This window comes from Flagellimonas spongiicola (genome assembly GCF_023502425.1).
Lineage (GTDB): Bacteria > Bacteroidota > Bacteroidia > Flavobacteriales > Flavobacteriaceae > Flagellimonas > Flagellimonas spongiicola.
In genome coordinates this window covers 734503-757335 of sequence record NZ_JAMFMA010000002.1, presented here as the reverse complement: position 1 = coordinate 757335, position 22833 = coordinate 734503, and the positions used below count along the sequence as shown (strand labels likewise).

Genomic DNA, 22833 nt, shown 5'->3' with positions numbered 1-22833 from the left:
TTTAGGATTTCTCCTATTAATTCATAACGTGGGTGTTATCCCAATATTGCAGCTATTCCAGGAAGTGTTCGACCCTCAAGACTTTCCAACATTGCACCTCCTCCGGTAGACACATAACTTACTTTATCTTGGAATCCAAACTGTTTGACTGCAGCCACGGAATCGCCTCCACCTACTAATGAAAATGCTCCATTTTTAGTGGCTTCATCAATGGCCTTACCCACGGCTATAGTCCCTTTGGCAAAGTTTTCCATTTCAAATACACCAACAGGACCATTCCATAAAATTGTTTTTGAGTCGAGAATAACCTGTTTAAAATTTTCCAAGGTTTGTGGCCCGGCATCCAAGCCCTGCCAACCATCGGGTATTTTGTTGACATCTAAAAATTGAGTGTTGGCTCCATTGTCAAAAGCATCTGCAGCCAATACATCAACAGGCAAATGAATGGCTACTCCTTTTTCCTGTGCTTGTTTCATAATGTCCAACGCCAATTCCATTTTATCGTCCTCGCAAATAGAGTCACCTACGCTGCCCCCTTGTGCCTTAACAAAAGTATAGGTCATCCCACCTCCAATTATCAAGTTGTCCACCTTGTCCAAGATGTTCTCAATAATGGTGATTTTTGAGGATACTTTTGCCCCACCAAGAATCGCTGTTACCGGTTTCTCCCCTGTTTGCATGACCATCTCAATGGATTGTATTTCTTTGGCCAATAGGTAGCCAAAGCACTTGTTTTCCGGAAAATAATTAGCAACTATGGTTGTAGATGCGTGTGCTCTATGTGCTGTTCCAAAAGCGTCATTGACGTAGATATCGCCATTTTTTGCGAGCTGCTCAGCAAACCCAGCATCCCCTTTTGTTTCTTCATCGTAAAAACGAAGGTTCTCCAAAAGCAATACTTCGCCATCCTGCAATTCTGCAATTGCAGCGTTAACGCTATCCCCAACACAATCATTCACAAATTTTACTTGAACACCAATAATTTCAGAGACCTTATCAACAATATGTGCTAGTGACATATCTGGATTGACTTGACCTTTTGGTCTTCCCAAATGACTCATCAAAACTGCAGCACCACCATCTTCCAGTACTTTAAGAATAGAAGGTTTTGCTGCTTCAATACGGCTGGTATCCGTAACCTGAAATTCACTGTTCAATGGCACATTGAAATCAACACGGATCAAGGCTTTTTTGTTTTCGAAATTATAATTGTCTATGGTCTTCATTTCATTTGGTTTAAACGCTGGTCAAAAGTAAAAATTTCCATGCTTCTTAAAGGATGGCATTGGTCATATTTTTAAACTTCCAACAAAAAAGGACGTAAAATGCCAAGAACCTAAAAAATGTATCTTTGACTTATGCTGTTCAAAGATGTTTTAGGCTTAGAGCATATTAAGAAACACTTGATGGCCACTGCCCATTCTGGGCGTGTGGCTCACGCTCAACTTTTTGTGGGCCCTGAAGGTTGTGGCACTTTACCCATGGCCATTGCATATGCGCAATATTTGCTTTGCGGTAATTCAGGTGATGATAATGAAAGTGACAATTTAGCCTGCAATGCTAAATGCAATTCCTTGACACATTCGGACCTTCATTTTGCATTTCCAGTTTCCAATTCTGATAAGGTTAAATCGCATGCAGTGAGTGACCACTATTTGGAGGATTGGCGACAATTTGTTCAAGAACAACCTTATGGAAACCTATTTGATTGGTATCGACATATTGGTATAGAAAAAAAACAAGGTCAAATTGGCGTTGATGAAGCTCAGGATGTGGTAAAAAAGCTGTCGCTGAAATCATATGAGGGAGGTTACAAAGTACTACTGATTTGGATGGCAGAAAAGATGAACATTTCAGCAGCCAACAAGTTGCTCAAACTTATTGAAGAACCTCCGGAAAAAACTGTTTTGATTCTTATGGCGGAAGATGAAGAACAAATCATCAATACGATAAGATCAAGGTGCCAAATCCTTCACTTACCTCCTCTAGCCGAGGATACCATTGTAAACGCTTTGCTCAACAAGGGCGCTACAGAAACTGAGGCCAATTCCATTGCACAAGAAGCAAACGGCAATTTCAACAAGGCGTTAGATCTACTGAACAAAGATTCTGAAGATCTTGTATTTGAGCGCTGGTTTGTACAATGGGTGAGAAGTGCTTTTAAAGCAAAAGGAAACAAGGCCGCTATACAAGAGCTGATCATGTGGAGCGACCAAGTGGCAAAAACAGGCCGAGAAGTTCAAAAGCAGTTTTTAAATTATTGTTTGGCAACAATGCGTCAGGCTTTATTGCTGAATTACAATGCTGATGAATTGGTGTTCATGAAAATCCATCTGGAAGGTTTTGATCTTAAAAAGTTTGCGCCATTTGTGCACGAAAATAATATCTTACCTATTGTAGAGGAGTTGGAACAGGCCATCTACCACGTGGAACGAAATGGCAATTCTAAAATCATCTTTACAGACTTATCAATTAAACTGACCCGCTTACTGCACACCAAAGCGGCCTAAAACCAATATTATGGAACACTTTACTTCAAATGCGGCACAGATTTTATTGCTCGCAAGCCTCGCTATTATTTTCTTACAAAGCGGATTTGACAAAATTTTGGATTGGAAAGGAAATCTCTCTTGGTTAAGAGGGCATTTTGCCAAAACTCCTTTTAAAGGTATGGTTCCCTTATTATTGGGTGTGGTCCTTTTTGCTGAAGTATTAACTGGTGCACTATGCACAATTGGTTGTTTTGAGTTGCTTTATTTGGGCGAAAGCACCTATGCTTTCTGTGGGGCGTCTACTGCTGGATTGACACTATTGTTGTTGCTTACCGGTCAACGAATTGCCAAAGATTACGAGGGCGCAAAAACCATTGTAATCCACCTGATCATGACTACTTTTTTACTTTATCTGCTTAATTAATGAATCAATCCAATAGAATCATGAGAACCGTTTTAGCATTGCTTGTTTTTGTTTTTTTTGTGTCCTGCACAAACACCAATAACAATACGAACTACGAATCCAGGGATTATCAAGTCTTTATGCGCGACAACTTGGCGGGCACACATTCCAGTGCTATGGATGAAGAGGGGAACTATATTTATGAGTTTGAGTTCAATGATCGCGGAAGAGGACCAGAGCTTAAGGAAAAAATACAATTAGATGTCAATGGAAACCTATCGACAATTGAAATCTCTGGCGTCAACTACTTAAAAGATTCTGTTTCTGAAACTTTTAGTTTTTCCAATGGTTTGGCAAAATGGAATAACAATTCGGAAGCTGGAGAAAAAACAACAGATGGTTCTCCATTTTATTCAAGCATCAACGGCACTTTAGGCGATAATGAATTACTGATTCGGCGAATGTTAGCCTCGGAACACCAAAGCATCACCTTACTTCCTAGCGGCTCCGCCCGTATTTCGAGTATTGAGGAAATCACAGTGGATTCGATACCGTTACGCCTTGTTGAAATCACTGGTTTTGGATTCACTCCCTTCTATCAATGGATAGATTCTAATGACCGGATATTCGCTACAGTTTCTTCATGGGTAAGTATAATCCAAGAGGAAAATGTATCGCTGTTACCTGATTTATTGGAATACCAAGACAAAAAGGAAGATGCTTTCTTTGCCTCGTTGGCAACTGAATTAACCGAGGAGCCTGCGGGTAAACTTATCATAAACAATGTAAGTTTATTTGATTCCAACAAGGGCATTCTTGTGCCTCATCAAACCGTAACCATTAATGGTAACCAAATTGAATCCGTTGTTTCAACAACAACTAATATTGATGAGAACGCCCAAATTATTGATGGTTCTGGCAAAACCTTGCTGCCTGGTCTATTTGACAACCATTGTCATGTACAGAAAGAGGACGGTATTCTTCATTTGGCAGCCGGTGTTACATCCGTCAGAGACATGGCGAATTCAATGGAGCTTCTGGAAATGAAAAAGCAATTTGATGAAAACAGCAATGTTGGACCACGGGTAGTCACATTATCAGGGTTTATTGATCAAAAGGGTCCTTTTGCTGGTCCGGGTTTGACAATTTCCAATGTTGCAGAAGGTGAAGAAGCTATCCAAAACTACAAGGACCATGGATATCAACAAATCAAATTATATAGTTCCATTGACCCGTCTTGGGTAAAACCATTGGCAAAAAAAACACATGATCTAGGCATGAAAGTCAGTGGACATATTCCAGCTCATATGTTGGCAGAGCAAGCTATCAAAGATGGATTTGATGAAATCCAACACGTTAATATGGTCGCTCTCAATTTTCTTTCAGACACCATTGACACCCGCACCCCTTTGCGTTTTTCTGCAGTGGCAGAACACACCCACGCGTTGGACATCAAGAGTGAAACTTTTCAAGAATTTGTTGCACTATTAAAGGACAAGGATATAGAACTGGACCCAACGGTCTCAATCTTTGAAGGCATGTTTACCAGTAAACCCGGAGAGCCAGACCCTCAGTTTGCGGCCATATTAGATCGTTTGCCAATTCAGGTTCAACGAGGGTTTTACTCGGTAGGCCTACCTATTCCTTCCGATAAGGAACAACAGTATAAAGATTCGTTCGAGAAGTTGCTAGAAATTATTCAAGAGCTTCATAATCAAGGTGTTACAATATTGCCTGGCACTGATGCCCTTCCAGGATTCGCGCTTCATAAAGAGTTAGAAAACTATGTTAGAGCTGGAATTCCAGCTAATGAAGTGCTCCAATTAGCTACGATTACTTCCGCCCAAGTTACCAAGATGGACCATCAATTAGGAAGTATCGAAAAGGGGAAATTGGCTGATATGATTCTTGTGGATGGCGATCCATTAGAGGACATAAGTACAATCAGAAAGGTTGCTCTTACCATTAAAGATGGAAGAATTTACCATCCAAAAAATTTGTATGCTGCTTTGGGTATTGGACATTATGAATAAAAATGGTCCATTCGCGTGAATGGACCATTTCAATAATTTAGTGGGTTATCCTAGTTACTATACTTATCATTTAGGATTTTCACAATAGCGCTTGTTACGTTTTGTGGATCATCTCCATATAAAACAGCTCCGCCTTTACCACCGGTTAGGATGTAGGTAAATCCATTGGCTTTTCCATAGGCTTCAACTTCGCTGCCTACCTTACTTACCAATGAATCCATATCTACTTGGCTATCGGCTTGCAACTTTTGTTCTTCCTGTTGCAATTGCTGCCCCATAAATTGCCCACGTTGTTGAATCAATGCATATTCTTCCTGTGCGCTTTTTTGGGACATCTTCTGTGATTTTGTCTGAAATGCTTGCAACTCCAATTGAAAAGCTTGGGAAATACTATCCCTTTTTTTGTTCAAGGCGTCAACCTTTGTCTTGTATCTTGCTTCTATGTCTATCTTCTCCTGATAGTCATCCAATAGCTTTACATAATCTACGTACCCGATTTTATTTTGCTGGCAGGCCGAAGCAACTAAGACCAAAGCAAAAAGCATTAATTTTTTCATCTTTCTCTTTTAAGGATGCGCAAAAATAAAAAAGCTTTTCAAATGCCACAGTAAAACTATTGTCAAGAGAAAACCAATTTACCCTAACTATAAGGTCTTCTTATGTAAAATTATTATGGCAATTGATTTTGATTATAAAACTAACCACTATTAGAGCTCGTCACAAGGCTCTATTCCAAATGGACATATATATTAAGCGGGGCGAAGATTAATGCGCTTAAATGGTGTTTAACGGCCTAATTGGTGTTTTTTAGATAGTAAATGATAGAAGAATGTTCTTTCGTGAAGATTGCTTTAATGTTAGACCACATTCCAATCCAAAACGCATTGAAAAAATAAAGGTGATTACCTTTATACTTTTCAGAAAGCAACGAAACATAAAACGCGTCATAACGCATTGGCTTTGTACCTACCACCTTCATTTGATGCTTGGCAAATATCTTTTCAATGGAAGTCCTGGAAAAGTGCCACAAATGTCTAGGCACATCATAAGCCGCCCAAAATTCTTTATAATAGGCTGCATCATAAGAGCGATGATTAGGAACGGCAACCACCAAAAGACCATCCTTGTCCAGTACCTGTTTGATCCCGCTTATCTGTTCATCCAAATTTGGCAAATGTTCAAGCACATGCCAAAGTGTGATTACGCCAAAACCTTTTTCTTTAAGTTCTTCTAAGTTCGAAACAAGGGTAACTCCTTTATTTTCAGCTTTTTGTCTTGCAGCTGCGTTGGGTTCAATACCTAAAACTTTATAGTCGCGTGCTTCTGCGGCCTTTAGAAAATCGCCTGTTCCCGCGCCAAAATCGAGCAATGATTTATCCTTAACACCTTGTTTATCAATGCTTTGAATTTTGTTTTTTAGATTTCTTCTTTTCACAAATTGATAAAGACGGTCTATTAATGTCGCCCGGGAATCTGTATGGGAAATATATTTATCACTTTGATAGTAACGAGCAAGGTTTTCTGGCTGAGGCTTTGTAATCAACATCTCTCGATCCGTATCGTAATACAAATCAAAGTCCTCCTTAGTTACGGAGTAGTCCTTTGTGCTAACCTTAAGCTCCATCATTTAATCATGTTGATTGATTGGCGAATATATTCCGATAAACTTTAACCGACACATTAACCTCTAAAAAATCAAATGGTATATTTTGTTCCACGTGGAACATTCTAATCTATCTTCCAAGAAAAACTAAAAGAACACTAATATCTGAAGGAGATACACCGCTAATCCTAGAAGCTTGTGAAATAGTTACGGGTTTTATCTCTTCAAGCTTCTCTCTTGCCTCATAAGAAAGAGATTTTAGTTTAGAATAATCAAAATTTTCAGGGATTTTAATATTCTCTAGTCTTTGTAGTTTATCTGCGTTTAATTTCTCCTTAGCTATATACCCGGAATACTTAACCTGAATTTCTGCTTGTTCTAATATTTCCGAATCCAAATTGTTTTCAGAAACAAAATTAGAAACAGAATCCAATTGAAGCATATGATCCATAGTCATCTTGGGTCTTGAAAAAACCTTAAACAGTTTATCTCCTTGTTTGACCGTAGCCGAATTGACTGACTCTAAAATTGGATTTATTTCATCAGGTACAAAACTGGTCTTTCTGAAAAATTCAATAAAAGCATTGGACTTGGCTTCTTTCTCTTCCATAACCTGAAGCCTTTCCGGTTTTGCCAATCCTATTTCATAACTTCTAGGTGTTAATCGAAGATCCGCATTATCCTGTCTGAGTAATGTGCGGTATTCCGCTCTGGAAGTAAACATACGATATGGTTCCTCCGTCCCCTTGGTAATTAGATCGTCAATTAAGACTCCTATATAAGCTTCGTCTCTATTTAATATAAAAGGCTCTTTATCGCTAATCTTTAAATGTGCATTAATTCCCGCCATCAAACCTTGTGAAGCTGCTTCTTCATAGCCTGTTGTTCCATTAATCTGTCCGGCAAAATATAAATTGTCAACAAGCTTTGTTTCCAGCGTATGTTTTAATTGTGTAGGAGGGAAATAATCATATTCAATCGCATAGCCTGGTCGGAAGAATTTGACATATTCAAATCCTTTTACCGATTTTAGGGCATTGTATTGTATGTCTTCGGGCAGGGATGTTGAAAAGCCATTAACATATACCTCTACCGTATTCCACCCTTCCGGCTCTACAAATATTTGGTGAGAATCCTTATCCGCAAATCGGTTTATTTTATCCTCAATGGAAGGGCAATATCTTGGCCCAATACTTTTAATTCTTCCATTAAACATTGGAGAACGATCAAATCCTTCACGAAGTAAATCATGGACCAAAGCACTTGTGTGCGTCATATGACAATCCCGCTGCTCCGTTAATTTTGGCGTGTCCAAATATGAAAACTTTTCTGGAACTGCATCACCCGGTTGAATAATCATTTTAGAATAATCAAGAGATCTACCATCTACTCTAGGTGGCGTTCCTGTTTTCATACGGCCACTATCAAAACCAATATCCACCAATTGCTCTGTTATCCCGGTAGCCGCTTTTTCCCCTGCTCTACCTCCACCAAATTGCTTTTCGCCAATATGTATTAAGCCATTTAGAAAAGTTCCATTTGTAAGCACAACGGCTTTAGAGCGTATATCTATTCCCAGCGATGTTCGTACACCAACAACCTTGTTGTTCTCTACCAAAAGACCTGAAACCATTTCTTGATAAAAATCAGCATTAGGCGTGTTCTCCAAGGCCATCCTCCACTCTTCAGCAAAACGCATTCGGTCATTCTGGGCTCTAGGGCTCCACATTGCTGGACCCTTTGATTTATTCAGCATTTTAAATTGAATGGCAGACTTATCAGTTACTATACCGCTATATCCGCCCAATGCATCTATCTCCCGTACAATCTGACCCTTTGCAATACCTCCCATAGCAGGATTACAAGACATTTGTCCTATTGTTTGAAGATTCATAGTCACCAACAAAGTTTTAGAACCCATATTGGCTGCAGCAGCCGTTGCCTCAGCTCCAGCATGTCCTCCACCAACTACTATAACATCATATTCCTTCTCAAACATACCTATGGTTCCACGTGGAACATTTTGATCTTTTCTTCTTCTTTAGCTCTCATTACTTTAACGTCATCTTCATCCTTATCCTTATAACCCATCAAGTGCAACACTCCGTGGGACATGACCCGTAATAACTCGTTTAGAAATCCAGTTTTAAACGTATTGGAGTTTTCCCTTACTCGGTCTATAGAAATAAAAACATCTCCAGAAATCACCTTGTTAGAAGTATAGTCAAATGTGATAATGTCGGTATAGGTGTCGTGGTTTAAATACTCTTGATTTATTTTTAGCAACTCTTCATCTGAGCAGAAAATAAAATCAATGTCCCCCTGTTCATATTTTTCTGAACTGATAACCCTACTTAACCAATCTTTTAACTTGGAAATATTGTTTAATTGAAACTCCGTTTTGAAGTTAAATTCAATCATTATTGAAATAGTCCTTTACCTTGTCCAAATAATTTTTGCGCAAAGGTAGTACTTGTCTATTTAATATCTCAACCTCCCGTCCTTCCCTATCAAACAGACTAGGTCGTGTAGTTATAGGATTAGTGAAATTACTTGAATTCGTGTTACTTTCACGTTCCTCTTTTTTACCCTGTTTAAGACTTGCGTTTTTTAGTTTCAATAACTCATGTTGGATGTTGTTAACCTTGCTTTGAGTCCTTTGTGTAATCCCGTTCTCCAACAAATCGTTTTCAAAATCTTCCATCTGTCTAATTAGCTTTTTAGCCAAGTCCCTATCCGACTTCTGAATAAAATCCTCTAATTGTTGCTCTAAAAGATTTCGAAGGTTTTGTTGCTCTTTATATATTTCATAAATCTCTTCTAGACCCATTTCTTGTCCTTGTGCACCGCTGTTACCTCCTTGTCCATCATTGCCATTGGGTCCGTTTTGCTCTTGTTCACCACCACCGTTTGGATCACCCTTTCCAGGACTTTTACCCTCAGAACCTTGCTCTCCTTCCCCTTCATTGCCCTCTTGTTCTCCTTCCTTACCATCACCCTTTTGCTGGCCCTGGTTAGAACCATTCATTTTTTGCTGCAAGCTTTGTTGCCCTTCAATAATGTCTGGCAGCTGAAAATCCTGACCTTGACCACCTCCTTGACCTGGCTTCATATTTTGTTGCATATTATCAAGAATATCCGCTAAAAAATCTGCTAGTGTATTTGTTGAATTAACAACATATTGTTGATACGATGCACCCTGAAACAACTGGTTCTCGGCAATACTTTCAAGCGATTTATCGATATTATAGTAAACCTCTGTGATTTGTTCATTGACAAATTCTGAAAGTTCCGCCCGTCGCAATGATAAAGAAAACAAACTATCATCTACATGCTCAAATAATCTTCTTAGTTCTTTCTGATCCCTAACCCTTGTAGACACCATTCCAACATCAGCATCTATATTCTGAACCTGGTCAAACAACGCCTCTTGCTTGAAAGAAAAAGTAATCAAATTATCCAATATTTGTCGAAGCATTTCTGCGTCCTCAGTTATGGAAGAACCGCCTCCGCTAGAAGAATTTTGCTGTAACTTATCGCCCATCTTTTCCATTTTGTCTGCTGCTGATTTCTGCTTTCTCCTGGCACCTTTCTCCATTTCCTTATCTTCTTCCGAAGATGAGTTGCCGGCGTCCTTGTATTGATTAATGTCTTCCAAAGCGCCTTTTTGATCTTCCTTTACAGCCTCCTGCTCTTTTTCGGTTATACCTATTTGCATAGGTTTTTGTAAAGCTTGACTATCCCTTTTTAGCTCATCAATTGTTTTGGATAACTTTGAGAACTCTTCATTTAGCTCCTTCTGTGCTTTGCCATCACTGTTTTTATCCAATTCATTCTCTGCTAGCTTCCTTTGTTTTTGACTAAGCTCTTCTAGTTCACCCGCAATCTGTTTCATTTTTTCCGTAACATAATAACGTTTGGTAAGCTCCAGTATCTGCTCTAAGCTCCTTTCATTTGAGCTCTGCTTTTTAGAAAGTTCTTCCAGCTTGGCTTTTAAATCTTCCTTATCAATTTTATCTGCCAGTTTATCCAACTCATCAAGCAACTCTCTATTTTTTCTTGCTGTTAACTCCTGTCGTTCCAGCCGTTCTTGAAGCATTATATTAAATTTATCTCTATCCTCTCCATTCTTTAATCGTTCCTTTAGGCTTTCGCTGAACTTTTCAAACAGTTTTTCTTGTTTTTTTTGATTCTGTATAACTTCTTTCAATTTATTCTTTTGCTCAAAACTTGTATTCTTCGTCTGACTTTCCTGTTTTGTAATCTTGTCTAATTCTTCATTCTGCTTCGTATATCTTTCTATACCTTTGTCTAACTCATCAATTAACCTTTCGTTTTGCTCTATCTCTTTGTCTTTCAACTCTTTATCATCATAAAGTACAGTAGTAAAAACTTTTGATTTAGACAACTTTCCTCCTCTTATACCATCATTATCAATAACCTCGAAGTGAATCTCATACTTTTCACCCTCGGTTACATTTAACCCTGAAGGAAAGGTGTAATAAAATTGATGAAAGTTCTTCTTAGGTTGATCAAGAACAATTCTTTGGGTATCTTCCTCACTCCCAACTAAATTACATACAACTGCAACCTCTCTCAAGCCATAATCATCATTTCCTAAACCAGAAAAGTAAAATTCATTGGTCACCAGAGAATCAACCTCCATATTTACATCTATTGTTGGAAACCCATCAGGTATCACCTCTACACTATATGATAAACGTTCAAAATCCTTAAGCTCTTCATTTGAAGAAGCTATTTGATAATTGAAATCCTTTAAAGCCTTAATACTATGTGTAAAATAACCCTCCTTTACTTTGAAGTCTACTATAGTATCAAAAGCACTGATCTTTATTCTCTCAACGTTCTTCCCACTAATTCTCCAATGAACACGGGTGCCTTCAGGTACTACTGCGTTACCCGTTCCAACCACTTCCCCATCCAGAATACCCAAATAGTCAGGATAGTTAAATTCCAAGCGGAAATTCTCTATGATTGGTGTGCGTATAGTTCTTGCGTCATACTCCCTAGATTTCCAACCATTTGCTTCAAAGTAAAATGTACTTCCCTCCGTCGATGGTTGCATCGCAAACCCGAATAAACCATCAGAACGCTGCATTACTAATTCCTTTCCATCTAAAATCACATTAACATTTTCAGGAACACTTTCGCCGTTTAGGGCAAGCTTTAAATCCAAAACTCTATCCTCTAATACCGTTAAACTATCATTTAGAAGCAAAAACTGAAATGGTGCGGGTTGTTCAAAGGCGACGTCATAGTTAACCACTCTTGAATGCGAACCAAACAAGGAATCCAATTTCCCATAAAGACTATATATGCCTAGAATTAACAATGGTATAATCAAAAACCTAGTTGTTTTCCATCCATCTTTAAAATGCACTGCCTTGTAAAAAGGTATGGGTTTTAAAGTATTGGATCGCTGTTCAATACTCGCCGCCAATAATTCAGTCTGATCTGCATTGCCGGTTAAATCCAGTAAATTTTCTAACCTATCCCCAACTTCTGGAAAGAAATTTGAAATCAATCTTGCGGCTTCCTTATTGGAAATTCCCTTGATCCAACCTAAAACATACCCTAACGGAATCAAGACATACTTAATCAACAAGAATAACTCGGTGATCACAAATAAGAACAGAAGGGCCATTCTTAATTTAGTATTAAGCCATAAAAAATATTCTACAGTTACTACAGCCAACCAAAACAACAAGCCTAATGAGATAAAAAGCAAGATTCCTTTTAAAAGACGTAGTTTATAAAACCGTAAAACAAAATTTTCTAGCTTTTGTACTATAAAATTATAAGTATCCAACAATCAAGAATTTATATCCAAGATACCTGATATGGTATTAGGTTACAGAGAATTTTTTGTTAAAACCGACCAAAACCAATGTATTCCAAACTATAGACCTCTTTTACACTACCTCAACTAAGATTATCTTTGCACCCAAATTAAGAATGTCATGTCCAAAAAAGTACGGGTTCGATTTGCGCCTAGTCCTACAGGTCCACTTCACATAGGAGGTGTGCGTACTGCACTATTCAATTATCTATTTGCAAAGAAACATGGAGGAGACTTTATTCTTCGAATAGAGGATACAGACCAAAATAGGTATGTTGCAGGTGCAGAAGAGTATATAAAAGAAGCACTTAACTGGTGTGGCATTCCTTATGATGAAGGCCCAGACAAAGAGGGTGAAGTTGGACCCTATCGTCAAAGTGAACGTAAGCAGCTCTACCAACACTATGTGAATCAACTAATTGATTCAGGAAATGCCTATTACGCCTTTGACACTCCCGAGGTTTTGGATGGTCATCGAAAAGACCACGAAGCAAAAGGAAAAACATTTATCTACAATTGGCATAATCGGTTAAAGTTGTCCAACTCCTTGTCACATACAAAATCAGAAGTGGAAGAAAAATTGGCGGCTGGTATAGACTACGTGATACGATTTAAATCTCCTCAGGACCAAACCTTAGTGCTCACGGATTTGATTCGCGGAGAAATTAAAATCGATTCCAACATTTTGGATGATAAAATACTATTTAAAAGCGATGGTATGCCTACTTATCATTTGGCCAATATTGTTGATGATCATTTAATGGGAATCACGCATGTTATACGTGGCGAAGAGTGGTTGCCTTCTTTGGCATTGCATAAACTTCTGTATGACGCATTTTCATGGGAACCACCTCACTTTGCACATCTTCCGCTTATCATGAAGCCTGTTGGCAAAGGCAAATTAAGTAAGCGCGATGGAGAAAAAGGTGGATTCCCTGTATTTCCATTATCCTGGAATGAATCAATTGGTTATCGAGATGCTGGATATTTTCCAGAAGCCGTAATTAATTTTTTAGCCTTATTGGGATGGAATCCTGGCACTGAACAAGAGCTTTTTTCCCTTGATGATCTAATAAACCAATTTGACCTTACTAGGGTAAATAAATCAGGTGCGCGGTTCGATCCTGAAAAAACAAAATGGTACAATCATCAATACCTACAATCCAAAAGCAATGAAGAACTGGCATCTCTTTTTATGCCTGCTCTATTAAATAGGCCCATTAAATCACCAAGTCTTGAGTATGTAACAACTGTTGTCTCATTAATTAAGGAAAGGGCAAACTTTGTAAGCGACTTTTGGAATTTGGCTGATTACTTTTTTCAGTCACCGGAGAATTATGATGAAAAGGCGGTTAAAAAACAATGGAAGGATGACACAGCACAAATCATGTCTGATGTTCTTTCAATTTTGAATACCCAAACGAACTTTGCTTCATCAGAATTAGAGGATGCCGTAAAAACTTGGATAACAGACAACGAACTGGGTTTTGGAAAAGTAATGGGTCCACTTCGGCTATTATTAGTTGGAGCACTAAAAGGTCCACACCTGTTTGATATTCTTGAAATGATTGGTAAGGAAGAGGCCGTTACTAGAATACAAAATGGTATCCAAAAGTTATCCTAAAAGGCGGCTAAAATAATTTGCTAAATTTATGAGGTAAACCAAACAGTCTAACAACCTCATGCCTAAGAACATACCAAGTGTATTGGTAGCGTTTATCTTGTTCTTGTGTTTTGGATCCCAACATCTTGCCGCACAACAGAACGCTAAAAACGAGTTTCAACTAAAAAATGGTATTTCTAAACCGAATACCTTAGCCACCCACCCTTTTGGGTTGTTGTTTAATCGATTATCCCATAACTTTAAATGGGAGAGCCCTAAAACCAAAACGCTAAACCTTCAAATTAATAGTGGTAATATTTGGGGACAACCCGTGACCGTTTACGTCCCGAGTCTACAAGAAGATAGAGAACGACTAGCGGACGTAATCTTCTATAGTAGAATATTTGAATTTGATGAGGACAACTCACCTTCCGACTCATACTTTTTCCAGTATGATGGAGTACTTAAAGATATTCGGATCAATTACACCCAACCTATTGGCACTAAAAGTGAATTAAACATCGGGCTTCGTTCATTCCTTCTAACTAAAGGTAAGCTTCCATTCACAGGGCTTACAGGTGATCAATTTATAGAATGGTTTCATTCCAACATTGCAGGTGGTGAAGATCCATTTGGAAGAAGGCAATTAGGAATGGATAGTGCCTATATAAACTATCTTGATAGAAACGGGAATGTAATGGAAATCAATGCTGGTGATTTTGTATTCTCAGGAATAGAATCTTCCTACATCTACTATCCAGAGTGTTTTTTACAATCCAACATTTCGCTAAATTTTGGAACGCATTTGGGCATAAACACAAGCACCTATAATCAATCCCTGGATCTTGGTGTGTCCATTGCCGGTGTAAAAAACTTCAGTCCAGATACTCCCAACCAACTTCAATTAGGGCTTGGGATAAACTTTCTGAGAAGAGGTTTGGTAGAATTTCAAGACAATCAACCTGATCTAGGAACAAGCAACTATTTTGGCAGCTTTGAGGGACATTTGGAGTATAGTATACAGACCAATAAAGGTGGTGTACATTCATTTGGGCTGAATTATAGAATTCAATCCAGCTATAATTCAACTAAAGAAGAAGACTACTATGTGCCTTCTAATCCAGAACGGATAGCTAGGTGGCACGAGGCTGCGCGACATTTGTACAAGTTTCCGAGTTACTGGTCCGCAATTTATACCTTCTCAAAAAAGACAGAATTCTCAATTTATCTACAACAAGACATGCTTGTTAACAATACGCCAGATATCCAAACTGGAGTCCGATTATTGGTACCCCTCAAACTTTAATTACAATCCATAAAGTGATGTAACAAATACACAAATTAACAGACTTATCATATAAAACGGTTTTGTACCTTAAAGACCTAATCTTAAAACCATTAATCTATGAGTAACTTTTTTGTATATCCACTACTTGCTATTCTCGGCTTCCTTTTCCTGCTTTCCCTGATTTTCATTGTAAAGCAACAAACCGCCGTTCTAATTGAAACCTTCGGAAAATTTACAAGCGTAAGACATTCCGGCATCCAATTTAAAATTCCATTTATCCAAAGAATTGCTGGGAGGCTTAGTCTCAAGATTCAACAATTGGATGTTATTGTAGAAACCAAAACATTAGATGACGTATTCGTAAAACTAAAAGTCTCTGTGCAATATGTGGTTATTCGTGAGAAGGTATATGAGGCCTTTTACAAATTGGAATATCCACACGATCAAATTACCTCTTACGTTTTTGATGTGGTCCGTGCCGAAGTTCCAAAAATGAAATTGGACGATGTCTTTGTGAAAAAAGATGACATTGCAATTGCGGTTAAATCAGAACTCCAGGATGCTATGTTGGAATATGGATACGATATTATCAAAACCCTGGTCACAGATATTGATCCAGATGCTCAAGTTAAAGAAGCAATGAATCGAATTAACGCTTCTGAACGTGAAAAAATTGCTGCCCAGTTTGAAGGTGATGCTGCACGTATTCTCATTGTGGAAAAAGCAAAAGCCGAAGCTGAAAGTAAGCGTCTTCAAGGGCAGGGTATTGCAGATCAGCGAAGAGAAATTGCACGAGGTCTTGAAGAATCCGTTGAAGTTCTTAACAAAGTTGGCATTAACTCTCAAGAAGCTTCTGCTTTAATTGTGGTTACGCAGCATTATGACACTTTACAATCCATTGGCGAAGAAACCAATACGAATTTAATATTGCTTCCAAATTCTCCACAAGCTGGAAGTGATATGCTAAATAATATGGTAGCTTCATTTACCGCCAGTAATATGATTGGCGAGCAAATGAAAAAAGCTAAACCTAAAAAAGAAGAATAGACCAATTCTTACTTTTCTTACAGTAAAAACCCGATAGCAGTTTTGCTATCGGGTTTCTTTTTTGGTTTAATCCGAAATTCTTCAAATAAACAGGCGTAATCGAACTTTTGGGTTCTAAAGATGCTAGTGGGTTCTAGGATTTTAAAACGTCCTCAAACAGTCGATATGGGAGTCGTCTTTTATAAGTATAGACAATGACTTGATGGCGCATAAATAGTTTTTCTTTATATCACTTTTTTTGCTCCAATTTGGCCCAAGTATCTCTCAATGTAACCGTACGATTGAAAATTAGATTTTCACTGTCCGAGTCGGAATCAACATTAAAATATCCCAACCTCTGGAATTGAAACCTGTCTCCAATTTTTGCATCCTTCAAACTAGGTTCTAGATAGCCTTTCACTTTCTTAAAGGAGTCAGGGTTAACAAAATCCATGAAATCTTTATCCTTATGCCCATCTGGTGTGGCATCCGAAAACAAACGATCGTATAATCGAATTTCTGTCTCAATTGCGTGTGGGATGGAAACCCAATGAAGCGTTCCTTTTACTTTTCGAAGGCTTTCTTCAGTTCCACTTCCACTTTTACTTTTTGGGTCATAAGTGCACTGAACTTCAACTACATTTCCATTCTCGTCTTTGGTACAGCTTTCCGCCTTAATAATATATCCATTCTTAAGTCGCACCTCACCGCCCAGCTTTAAACGGAAAAACTTACGGTTTGCTTCCTCTCTGAAGTCTTCTTTTTCTATATAAAGTTCCCGTGAAAATGGTACTTGTCTACTACCTGCCTCTGCATCTTCTGGATTATTCTCTGCGTCCAACCACTCTTCAGTTCCTTCAGGGAAATTGGTGATCACAAGTTTTAATGGATTTAAAACTGCCATTACCCTAGGAGCAATTCTATTTAAATGTTCTCTAACATGAAACTCCAATAAGGAAACATCCACAACGTTCTCTCGCTTTGCAATTCCAATGGTGTCGGCAAAGTTTCGAATAGACTCGGGTGTATACCCTCTTCTTCTTAATCCAGAAATGGTAGGCATACGTGGATCATCCCATCCTGAAACAACATCATTCTCCACTAATTGCAGCAATTTCCGTTTGCTTACCACAGTATGACTAAGGTTTCTACGTGCAAATTCGCGTTGTTTAGGGCGAAGCTTTTTAGAATCTACCAATTGGTCTAAAAACCAGTCATACAATTCCCGATGTGGTAAAAACTCTAATGTACACAGGGAGTGCGATACTTGTTCAATATAATCACTTTCACCATGTGTCCAGTCATACATAGGGTAAATACACCAATCGGTATTTGTTCTATGGTGTGGCTTATGAAGGATTCGGTACATAATAGGGTCGCGCATCAACATGTTTGAAGAAGACATATCAATCTTTGCCCTAAGTACGTGTTCTCCCTCCTTGAATTCCCCGTTCTTCATCCCTTCGAACAAACGAAGGTTTTCCGCAACATCCCGGTTTCTATATGGGCTTCCGGTTCCAGGTTCAGTCGGTGTGCCCTTCTGATCTGCGATCTCTTCAGACGATTGGCTGTCAACATACGCCTTCCCTTGTTTAATCAGGGCTACCGCCCACTCATAAAGTTGCCCAAAATAATCTGAGGCATAGCATTCGGTATCCCATTGATAACCAAGCCATTCAACATCTGCCTTTATTGCTTCTACGTATTCTTTTTCCTCTTTTGCTGGATTTGTATCGTCAAATCTTAAGTTCACTGGTGAATCATAACGCAGACCCAGGCCAAAATTCAAACAAATAGAACTGGCATGACCAATATGGAGGTAGCCATTTGGCTCAGGAGGAAATCTAAATCGAAGGCTTTTTTTGTCATATCCCGCCTTCAAATCATCCTCGATTATATGCTCTATAAAATTCAGTGATCGCTCTTCTTCAGACATATGATAAAATTGAGGCGCAAATGTACTAAAATGCAGGGTTTATAGCTATTACAAACGGTTTAGTGTATACAAAGAAAGCTATTTCACAACACTTTTACCGATGCCTACAACAATATCTTTCCGTTCGACGAAAATAAAATCATATTTGTTATTAGAACATTATATGAAATAGTGGGTGTTAAAACCACCCTCCAAACAAAACAACATTAAGGGGCACAACTCAGGCGGTATTGCCATAACCCTTTAAACTAACGCTGATGAGGAAAACTACTTCATATAATGCCATTTTTGCTATGGTGATTGCATTGACATTTTTCAGTGTAAACTCACTATCAGCACAAGTGCTTAACAAACCTGTTGCAGCGGACAACCCAAATCTTGCAGGTAACTCTGCTTGGACGGCCGCATGCGCTTCCGACACGTTTAACGAGTATTTCGTGAATTTCACGTGGAATCCGCCTTTGGTAGATTCCGATAACGAATTTGTTTTGGAGCTATCCGATGCAAATGGAAATTTTGGTGCTCCAACAGAACTAGCCCGTGTCGATGACAAAAACACCACATTTGACTTCGAATTTGAATTCGCTGTCCCAAATGATGTACGTGGTGAAAACTACAGAATGCGGGTGCGAAGTACAAGTCCTGCAAAAACAAGCCCGCCATCAGATCCATATCCAATGCACTATGTAGACTACAGCTCAGCGCTATTGATAAGTGAAGACGGTAGCGGTGATATTCCTTCAGGTGGAACCATAACATTATGTGGTGGTGGCGATATTACACTTGAGCCACACAACATTCCAAACGCCAATACATACATCTATAATTGGTACCGCAGTGGAACGTTATTGCCAGAAAAAGGACATAGTATTACTGTTTCAACTCCAGGTATGTATTATGTGGAATTGGATTACGGTTCAATTTGTACGGGATCAGCAAACACCTTGTCCAATACCATAGAATTGTCAACCGGAACTAGTTCTGGAATTGCAATTAATGGCTCTGACGATTTTGGTCTTTGTATTGGGGATACGCACCAATTGGAGGCAAACATAAGTGGACTTGGACTAACATACACTTGGTTTAAAGACGGTGCTATAGTTGCCGGGCCAACTCTCGAACAAAACACATTGAATATAAATACCGCTTCAGCTGGGTTTGAAGGCACCTATGAAGTTGAAGTAGACGGACCATCTGCGTGCGTGGAACGTTCTGCTTCCGTGACCATTAGAAACCTGGGAGATTTTGAAGTTACACGGGTGAATGATGCCAACATTGTATTGTTGCCATCACAAACCGCAACTTTAACCGCCACTACAAATGCATTGACCCCTTCTTACCAATGGTATAAAGACGGGTCACCAATCACCGATGCAACAAACGCTACCTTAGATATTACCGAAATAGGAGATTACTTTGTTAGAGTAACTGAAAATGGCGGAGGATGCGCATCATCTCCCGTAGATTCTGAAACAACGGCTGTTGAGGCTCCAGATTCTTTTGAATTTGTTGTGGAATATGTAGGAAGTTATACTTCTTGTCAAACATCCGATGTTACACTTAGTCTTTTAAGAATAAATGCCGTAAGTGGCTCAGGTGCACGTACCAACGTAACTTCGGTTTTGGAGAGCTCGTTCAGTTACCAATGGACACATGATGGTAGTACGATATCCGGAGAAACATCCAAGACCATAACCATTAACGATTTTGAAGACAATGGAGATTATGCCTTAACAGGCGTGGTCGACAGTTTCAATGCCTCATCCAATAGTTTGGAGGTAACCATGGCAGCTGGCACCAATCTTACCGTGTCATCAACTGGTCTTGTGCTTTGTGAGGGTGCAGACCCAATTGTGTTGTCCAGTTCTGAAAGCCTAACAGATGAAACATTTGAGTGGGTAAAAGATGGTTCGGTGATTGACACCAGTTCCGAAACGATTACTGCCACCGAAGTAGGTGATTTCCAGTTGCGTATTCTAACCGATGATTGCCCAATTGTCTCGAATACCATTACCGTACAAGCCTTTGATGAATCCTTATTAAGCATTGATCAACCAGATGAGTTGATTATTGTTGAAGGAGAAACGGGTACTGTAACCGCCAGTGGCGCAGAATCGTACCAGTGGTTCGATGCCGAAAACAATCTATTAGGGTCTCTAGATTCCTATGGATTCCAAACCGAAGGTGAATATCTGTTGGTGGCAAGTTTTGGCAATTGTACAGTAAATAGAGTAATCACTATCACTTATAGGGATTTGTTCGCCATACCAAATGTTATAACAGCAAATGGTGATGGAATCAATGATCTATGGGTGTTGCCAAACACATATTCCAGACAGGATGATGTGTTGGTCACCATATATGACGATAGAGGAAAAGAAGTTTTCAGTCAAACCAATTACGAAAACAATTGGCCTCAATCCGTTACCCAATTCAACAAACTGAACATGATATTTTATTACAGGATTACCCAAGATGGGAAAAGCCTGAAACAAGGAACCATAACAGTCATTAGATAAAGCGAATGCGCACCAACAAACCTCTACTAATACTAACCGTTTTACTGCTTTTTCTTTCTGGTGTACGCGCCCAGGAAGAAACGCCATTTGTGGTATACGATGTGCCGTCCCAGAATCTCTTGAAATTCAATAGATTCTTAATAAACCCAACCTTTTCAACGGTTAGGGAGGACAAGTCTTACATCAATTTATTTCATAGAAACCAATCGGTATCTTTTGATGATAATAATCAGGTATACTTCCTAAGTTACAGCGGACGTGTTAGCGATAGAAGCGGTGTTGGGGTTAGTCTCTTTACCAACAGAGAAGGACTTTTCAACAATTTTGGTATTCAGACCAATTATGCCTACGGCATTCGTTTAAGCCCAAAAAGCAACTTTACCTTTGGTGCGAACATTTCATACTACCAAAGCTCCTTTAATCAAGATAGGGCCAATGCCTTGGACAATGATCCCTTCCTGAATACATTGGAGAGTAGTTCTTTAGTCTTGTTTCAGCCAGGTTTCAACATTTCTTATGGAAATTTTGATTTTGGAGCCTACGCGGAAAATCTGTTTGACTATAATCTAAAAACTAGCGAGTCCGTAACGGAGTTCAACGAAAAAACCTATTCCGGACACCTTCAGTACACCCATAAATTCAAAAACGCGGCAGGTATTTTAGAAGAGGGTAGATTAATGCCCTTAGCTCGCGTACGTAAAACCGGTGAAGAAGATCTGACCCTAGGGGGTAATCTTATTCTTGACCTTCCAAGGTTAGGGTGGATTCAAGCTGGTTATGATGACTTTTATGGAGCTTCAGCGGGTCTTGGTTTCAACTTGAATAAAAACCTATCTATTGGTTATACGGTAGAAAAGGGACTCTCCAACAATTTTGAAAACTTCGGTGTAAGCCACGAGGTTTCCTTGGCCTATTCCTTCACTCCAAACCTAACAGAAAACAGGGTTTTACTTGATGATGAATTGGAATTGGCCGAAAACGAAGAAGTTCCTGAGGAAACATTGAGCCTAACAGAAAAGGACTTGGAAATTGCACGTCTTAAAGACAAATTGGCTGAAAATGATGCCATTTTAGACGAATTGCTTTTGCGCCAGGATTCACTGGAAATGACGCGCTCCAAGGATTTGGAACGACGTTTTGAGACCGTTATGAAAATGGTTCGACGTGAAACCAGAGGGGAAATGCCTGAATTGGAAGAAAAAGCCAAAGAGGTGTATTTCGCAAACATGGACAGTATGGATATTATTGCCAAGCGTCCTGTGCAACCCCTGGCAAATCATGGATTGACCAATACTACCGCTTCCAAAAAAGTAATTCAATTAAGCGAAAATTCTTCAGCGAAAACCGTGACAAGAAATGCGGTGGCCAGAATGGATAAAACAACCCGAGTAGCAACTCGCAAGAACCTACGATTCAGACCTTTCAACATCCCAAATGTGGAAAGTGGTCATTATCTGATTGCGAATGTGTTTAGAAATCCGACTAATGCAGATGCCTTCGTTGCAGACCTACAAGGTCAAAACTTCAACGCAGATTCCTTTGTAAATCCTAAAAACGGACTCATTTACGTGTACCTGGAAGGCTATAGCAATAAAAGGGAAGCTGTTGATGCATACCATAGTCAGCTTAACGGTTCATATCATGGTGATGCTTGGGTGATGAATGTAAATGGTACCGATGCGGTAAGCAGTTTGAATCATTTGAACAATACCGCTTCAAATTCAAAATATGACGACAACACATTGACGAAAAACGTAGCCAATACCAGTGCCGCCAAATCCGGAAATGTGTCATTCAAAACATACAACATCAGTGGTTTAGGCTCAGGATTTTACATCATAGCCAATGTATTCGAAAAAGCTTCCAACGCTAATCGTTTCGTAAAACAATTGAATGCGCAGGGCTTGAATGCTAGTTATTTCATAAACCCAGAAAACAACTTAAGGTATGTCTATCTCAAAAAACATGAGAACTGGACCAATGCCCTTACCTCATACTATTCTAAACTAAATGCCTCGTATGATGACGAAATGTGGATCATGCGAATCAAACCAAACTCCCACAGTTAAA

Annotated in this window: 15 protein-coding genes; 8 read left to right on the top strand and 7 right to left on the bottom strand. The window is 39.1% G+C overall.

Features of this window, described 5'->3' with window-relative positions; all coding sequences use genetic code 11:
- Positions 1-35: 35 nt before the first annotated feature.
- On the bottom strand, positions 36-1226 hold the full coding sequence (locus tag M3P19_RS09595) for a phosphoglycerate kinase (RefSeq protein ID WP_249657448.1): 1191 nt from the start codon (positions 1224-1226) through the stop codon (positions 36-38).
- A 132-nt stretch (positions 1227-1358) separates the two neighbouring features.
- Here M3P19_RS09595 and M3P19_RS09590 point away from each other — a divergent pair, with 132 nt between their 5' ends.
- Genes M3P19_RS09590 through M3P19_RS09580 form a run of 3 tightly spaced genes read left to right on the top strand, consistent with a single transcriptional unit; the run spans position 1359 to position 4928 of the window.
- Positions 1359-2510, top strand: coding sequence for a DNA polymerase III subunit (locus M3P19_RS09590; RefSeq protein WP_249657447.1), 1152 nt, complete (start codon positions 1359-1361; stop codon positions 2508-2510).
- 10 nt (positions 2511-2520) lie between these two features.
- Positions 2521-2916, top strand: a complete 396-nt coding sequence (locus M3P19_RS09585; RefSeq protein WP_249657446.1) for a DoxX family protein — start codon at positions 2521-2523, stop codon at positions 2914-2916.
- A 20-nt stretch (positions 2917-2936) separates the two neighbouring features.
- A complete protein-coding gene (locus tag M3P19_RS09580; RefSeq protein WP_249657445.1) occupies positions 2937-4928 on the top strand; it encodes an amidohydrolase family protein in 1992 nt (663 codons plus the stop codon).
- A 50-nt stretch (positions 4929-4978) separates the two neighbouring features.
- Here M3P19_RS09580 and M3P19_RS09575 read toward each other — a convergent pair whose 3' ends face one another.
- The 5 genes from M3P19_RS09575 to M3P19_RS09555 all read right to left on the bottom strand — a co-directional run bounded on the left by M3P19_RS09575 (position 4979) and on the right by M3P19_RS09555 (position 12196).
- Complete coding sequence (locus tag M3P19_RS09575; protein WP_249657444.1) at positions 4979-5485, bottom strand: OmpH/Skp family outer membrane protein; 507 nt, start codon at positions 5483-5485, stop codon at positions 4979-4981.
- Positions 5486-5721: 236 nt separating this feature from the next.
- A complete protein-coding gene (locus tag M3P19_RS09570; RefSeq protein ID WP_313791622.1) occupies positions 5722-6555 on the bottom strand; it encodes a class I SAM-dependent methyltransferase in 834 nt (277 codons plus the stop codon).
- 106 nt (positions 6556-6661) lie between these two features.
- Positions 6662-8530, bottom strand: a complete 1869-nt coding sequence (mnmG, locus tag M3P19_RS09565; RefSeq protein WP_249657443.1) for a tRNA uridine-5-carboxymethylaminomethyl(34) synthesis enzyme MnmG — start codon at positions 8528-8530, stop codon at positions 6662-6664.
- Between the two features lie 2 nt (positions 8531-8532).
- Positions 8533-8952, bottom strand: a complete 420-nt coding sequence (gene ybeY, locus M3P19_RS09560; RefSeq protein ID WP_249657442.1) for an rRNA maturation RNase YbeY — start codon at positions 8950-8952, stop codon at positions 8533-8535.
- A complete protein-coding gene (locus M3P19_RS09555; protein ID WP_249657441.1) occupies positions 8945-12196 on the bottom strand; it encodes a DUF4175 family protein in 3252 nt (1083 codons plus the stop codon). Before M3P19_RS09555 ends, ybeY begins: the two co-directional genes overlap by 8 nt.
- 316 nt (positions 12197-12512) lie before the next feature.
- On the opposite strand from M3P19_RS09555, the gene gltX reads away from it, so the two are divergent.
- The 3 genes from gltX to M3P19_RS09540 all read left to right on the top strand — a co-directional run bounded on the left by gltX (position 12513) and on the right by M3P19_RS09540 (position 16329).
- Positions 12513-14015 (top strand): glutamate--tRNA ligase, encoded by a 1503-nt coding sequence (gltX, locus tag M3P19_RS09550; RefSeq protein ID WP_249657440.1) that lies wholly within the window; start codon positions 12513-12515, stop codon positions 14013-14015.
- 58 nt (positions 14016-14073) lie between these two features.
- Entirely contained in the window at positions 14074-15300 is a 1227-nt protein-coding gene (locus tag M3P19_RS09545; protein ID WP_249657439.1) for a hypothetical protein, read from the top strand.
- 99 nt (positions 15301-15399) lie between these two features.
- Positions 15400-16329, top strand: a complete 930-nt coding sequence (locus M3P19_RS09540; protein WP_249657438.1) for an SPFH domain-containing protein — start codon at positions 15400-15402, stop codon at positions 16327-16329.
- A 229-nt stretch (positions 16330-16558) separates the two neighbouring features.
- On the opposite strand, the gene M3P19_RS09535 is transcribed toward M3P19_RS09540, so the two are convergent.
- Entirely contained in the window at positions 16559-18244 is a 1686-nt protein-coding gene (locus M3P19_RS09535) for a glutamine--tRNA ligase/YqeY domain fusion protein (RefSeq protein WP_249657437.1), read from the bottom strand.
- Positions 18245-18501: 257 nt separating this feature from the next.
- Here M3P19_RS09535 and M3P19_RS09530 point away from each other — a divergent pair, with 257 nt between their 5' ends.
- The gene (locus M3P19_RS09530; protein WP_249657436.1) at positions 18502-20763 is read left to right on the top strand and encodes a T9SS type B sorting domain-containing protein; all 2262 of its coding nucleotides are present in this window, start codon (positions 18502-18504) and stop codon (positions 20761-20763) included.
- A 5-nt stretch (positions 20764-20768) separates the two neighbouring features.
- The gene (locus M3P19_RS09525) at positions 20769-22832 is read left to right on the top strand and encodes a PorP/SprF family type IX secretion system membrane protein (protein ID WP_249657435.1); all 2064 of its coding nucleotides are present in this window, start codon (positions 20769-20771) and stop codon (positions 22830-22832) included.
- The last annotated feature ends 1 nt before the right edge of the window (position 22833 follow it).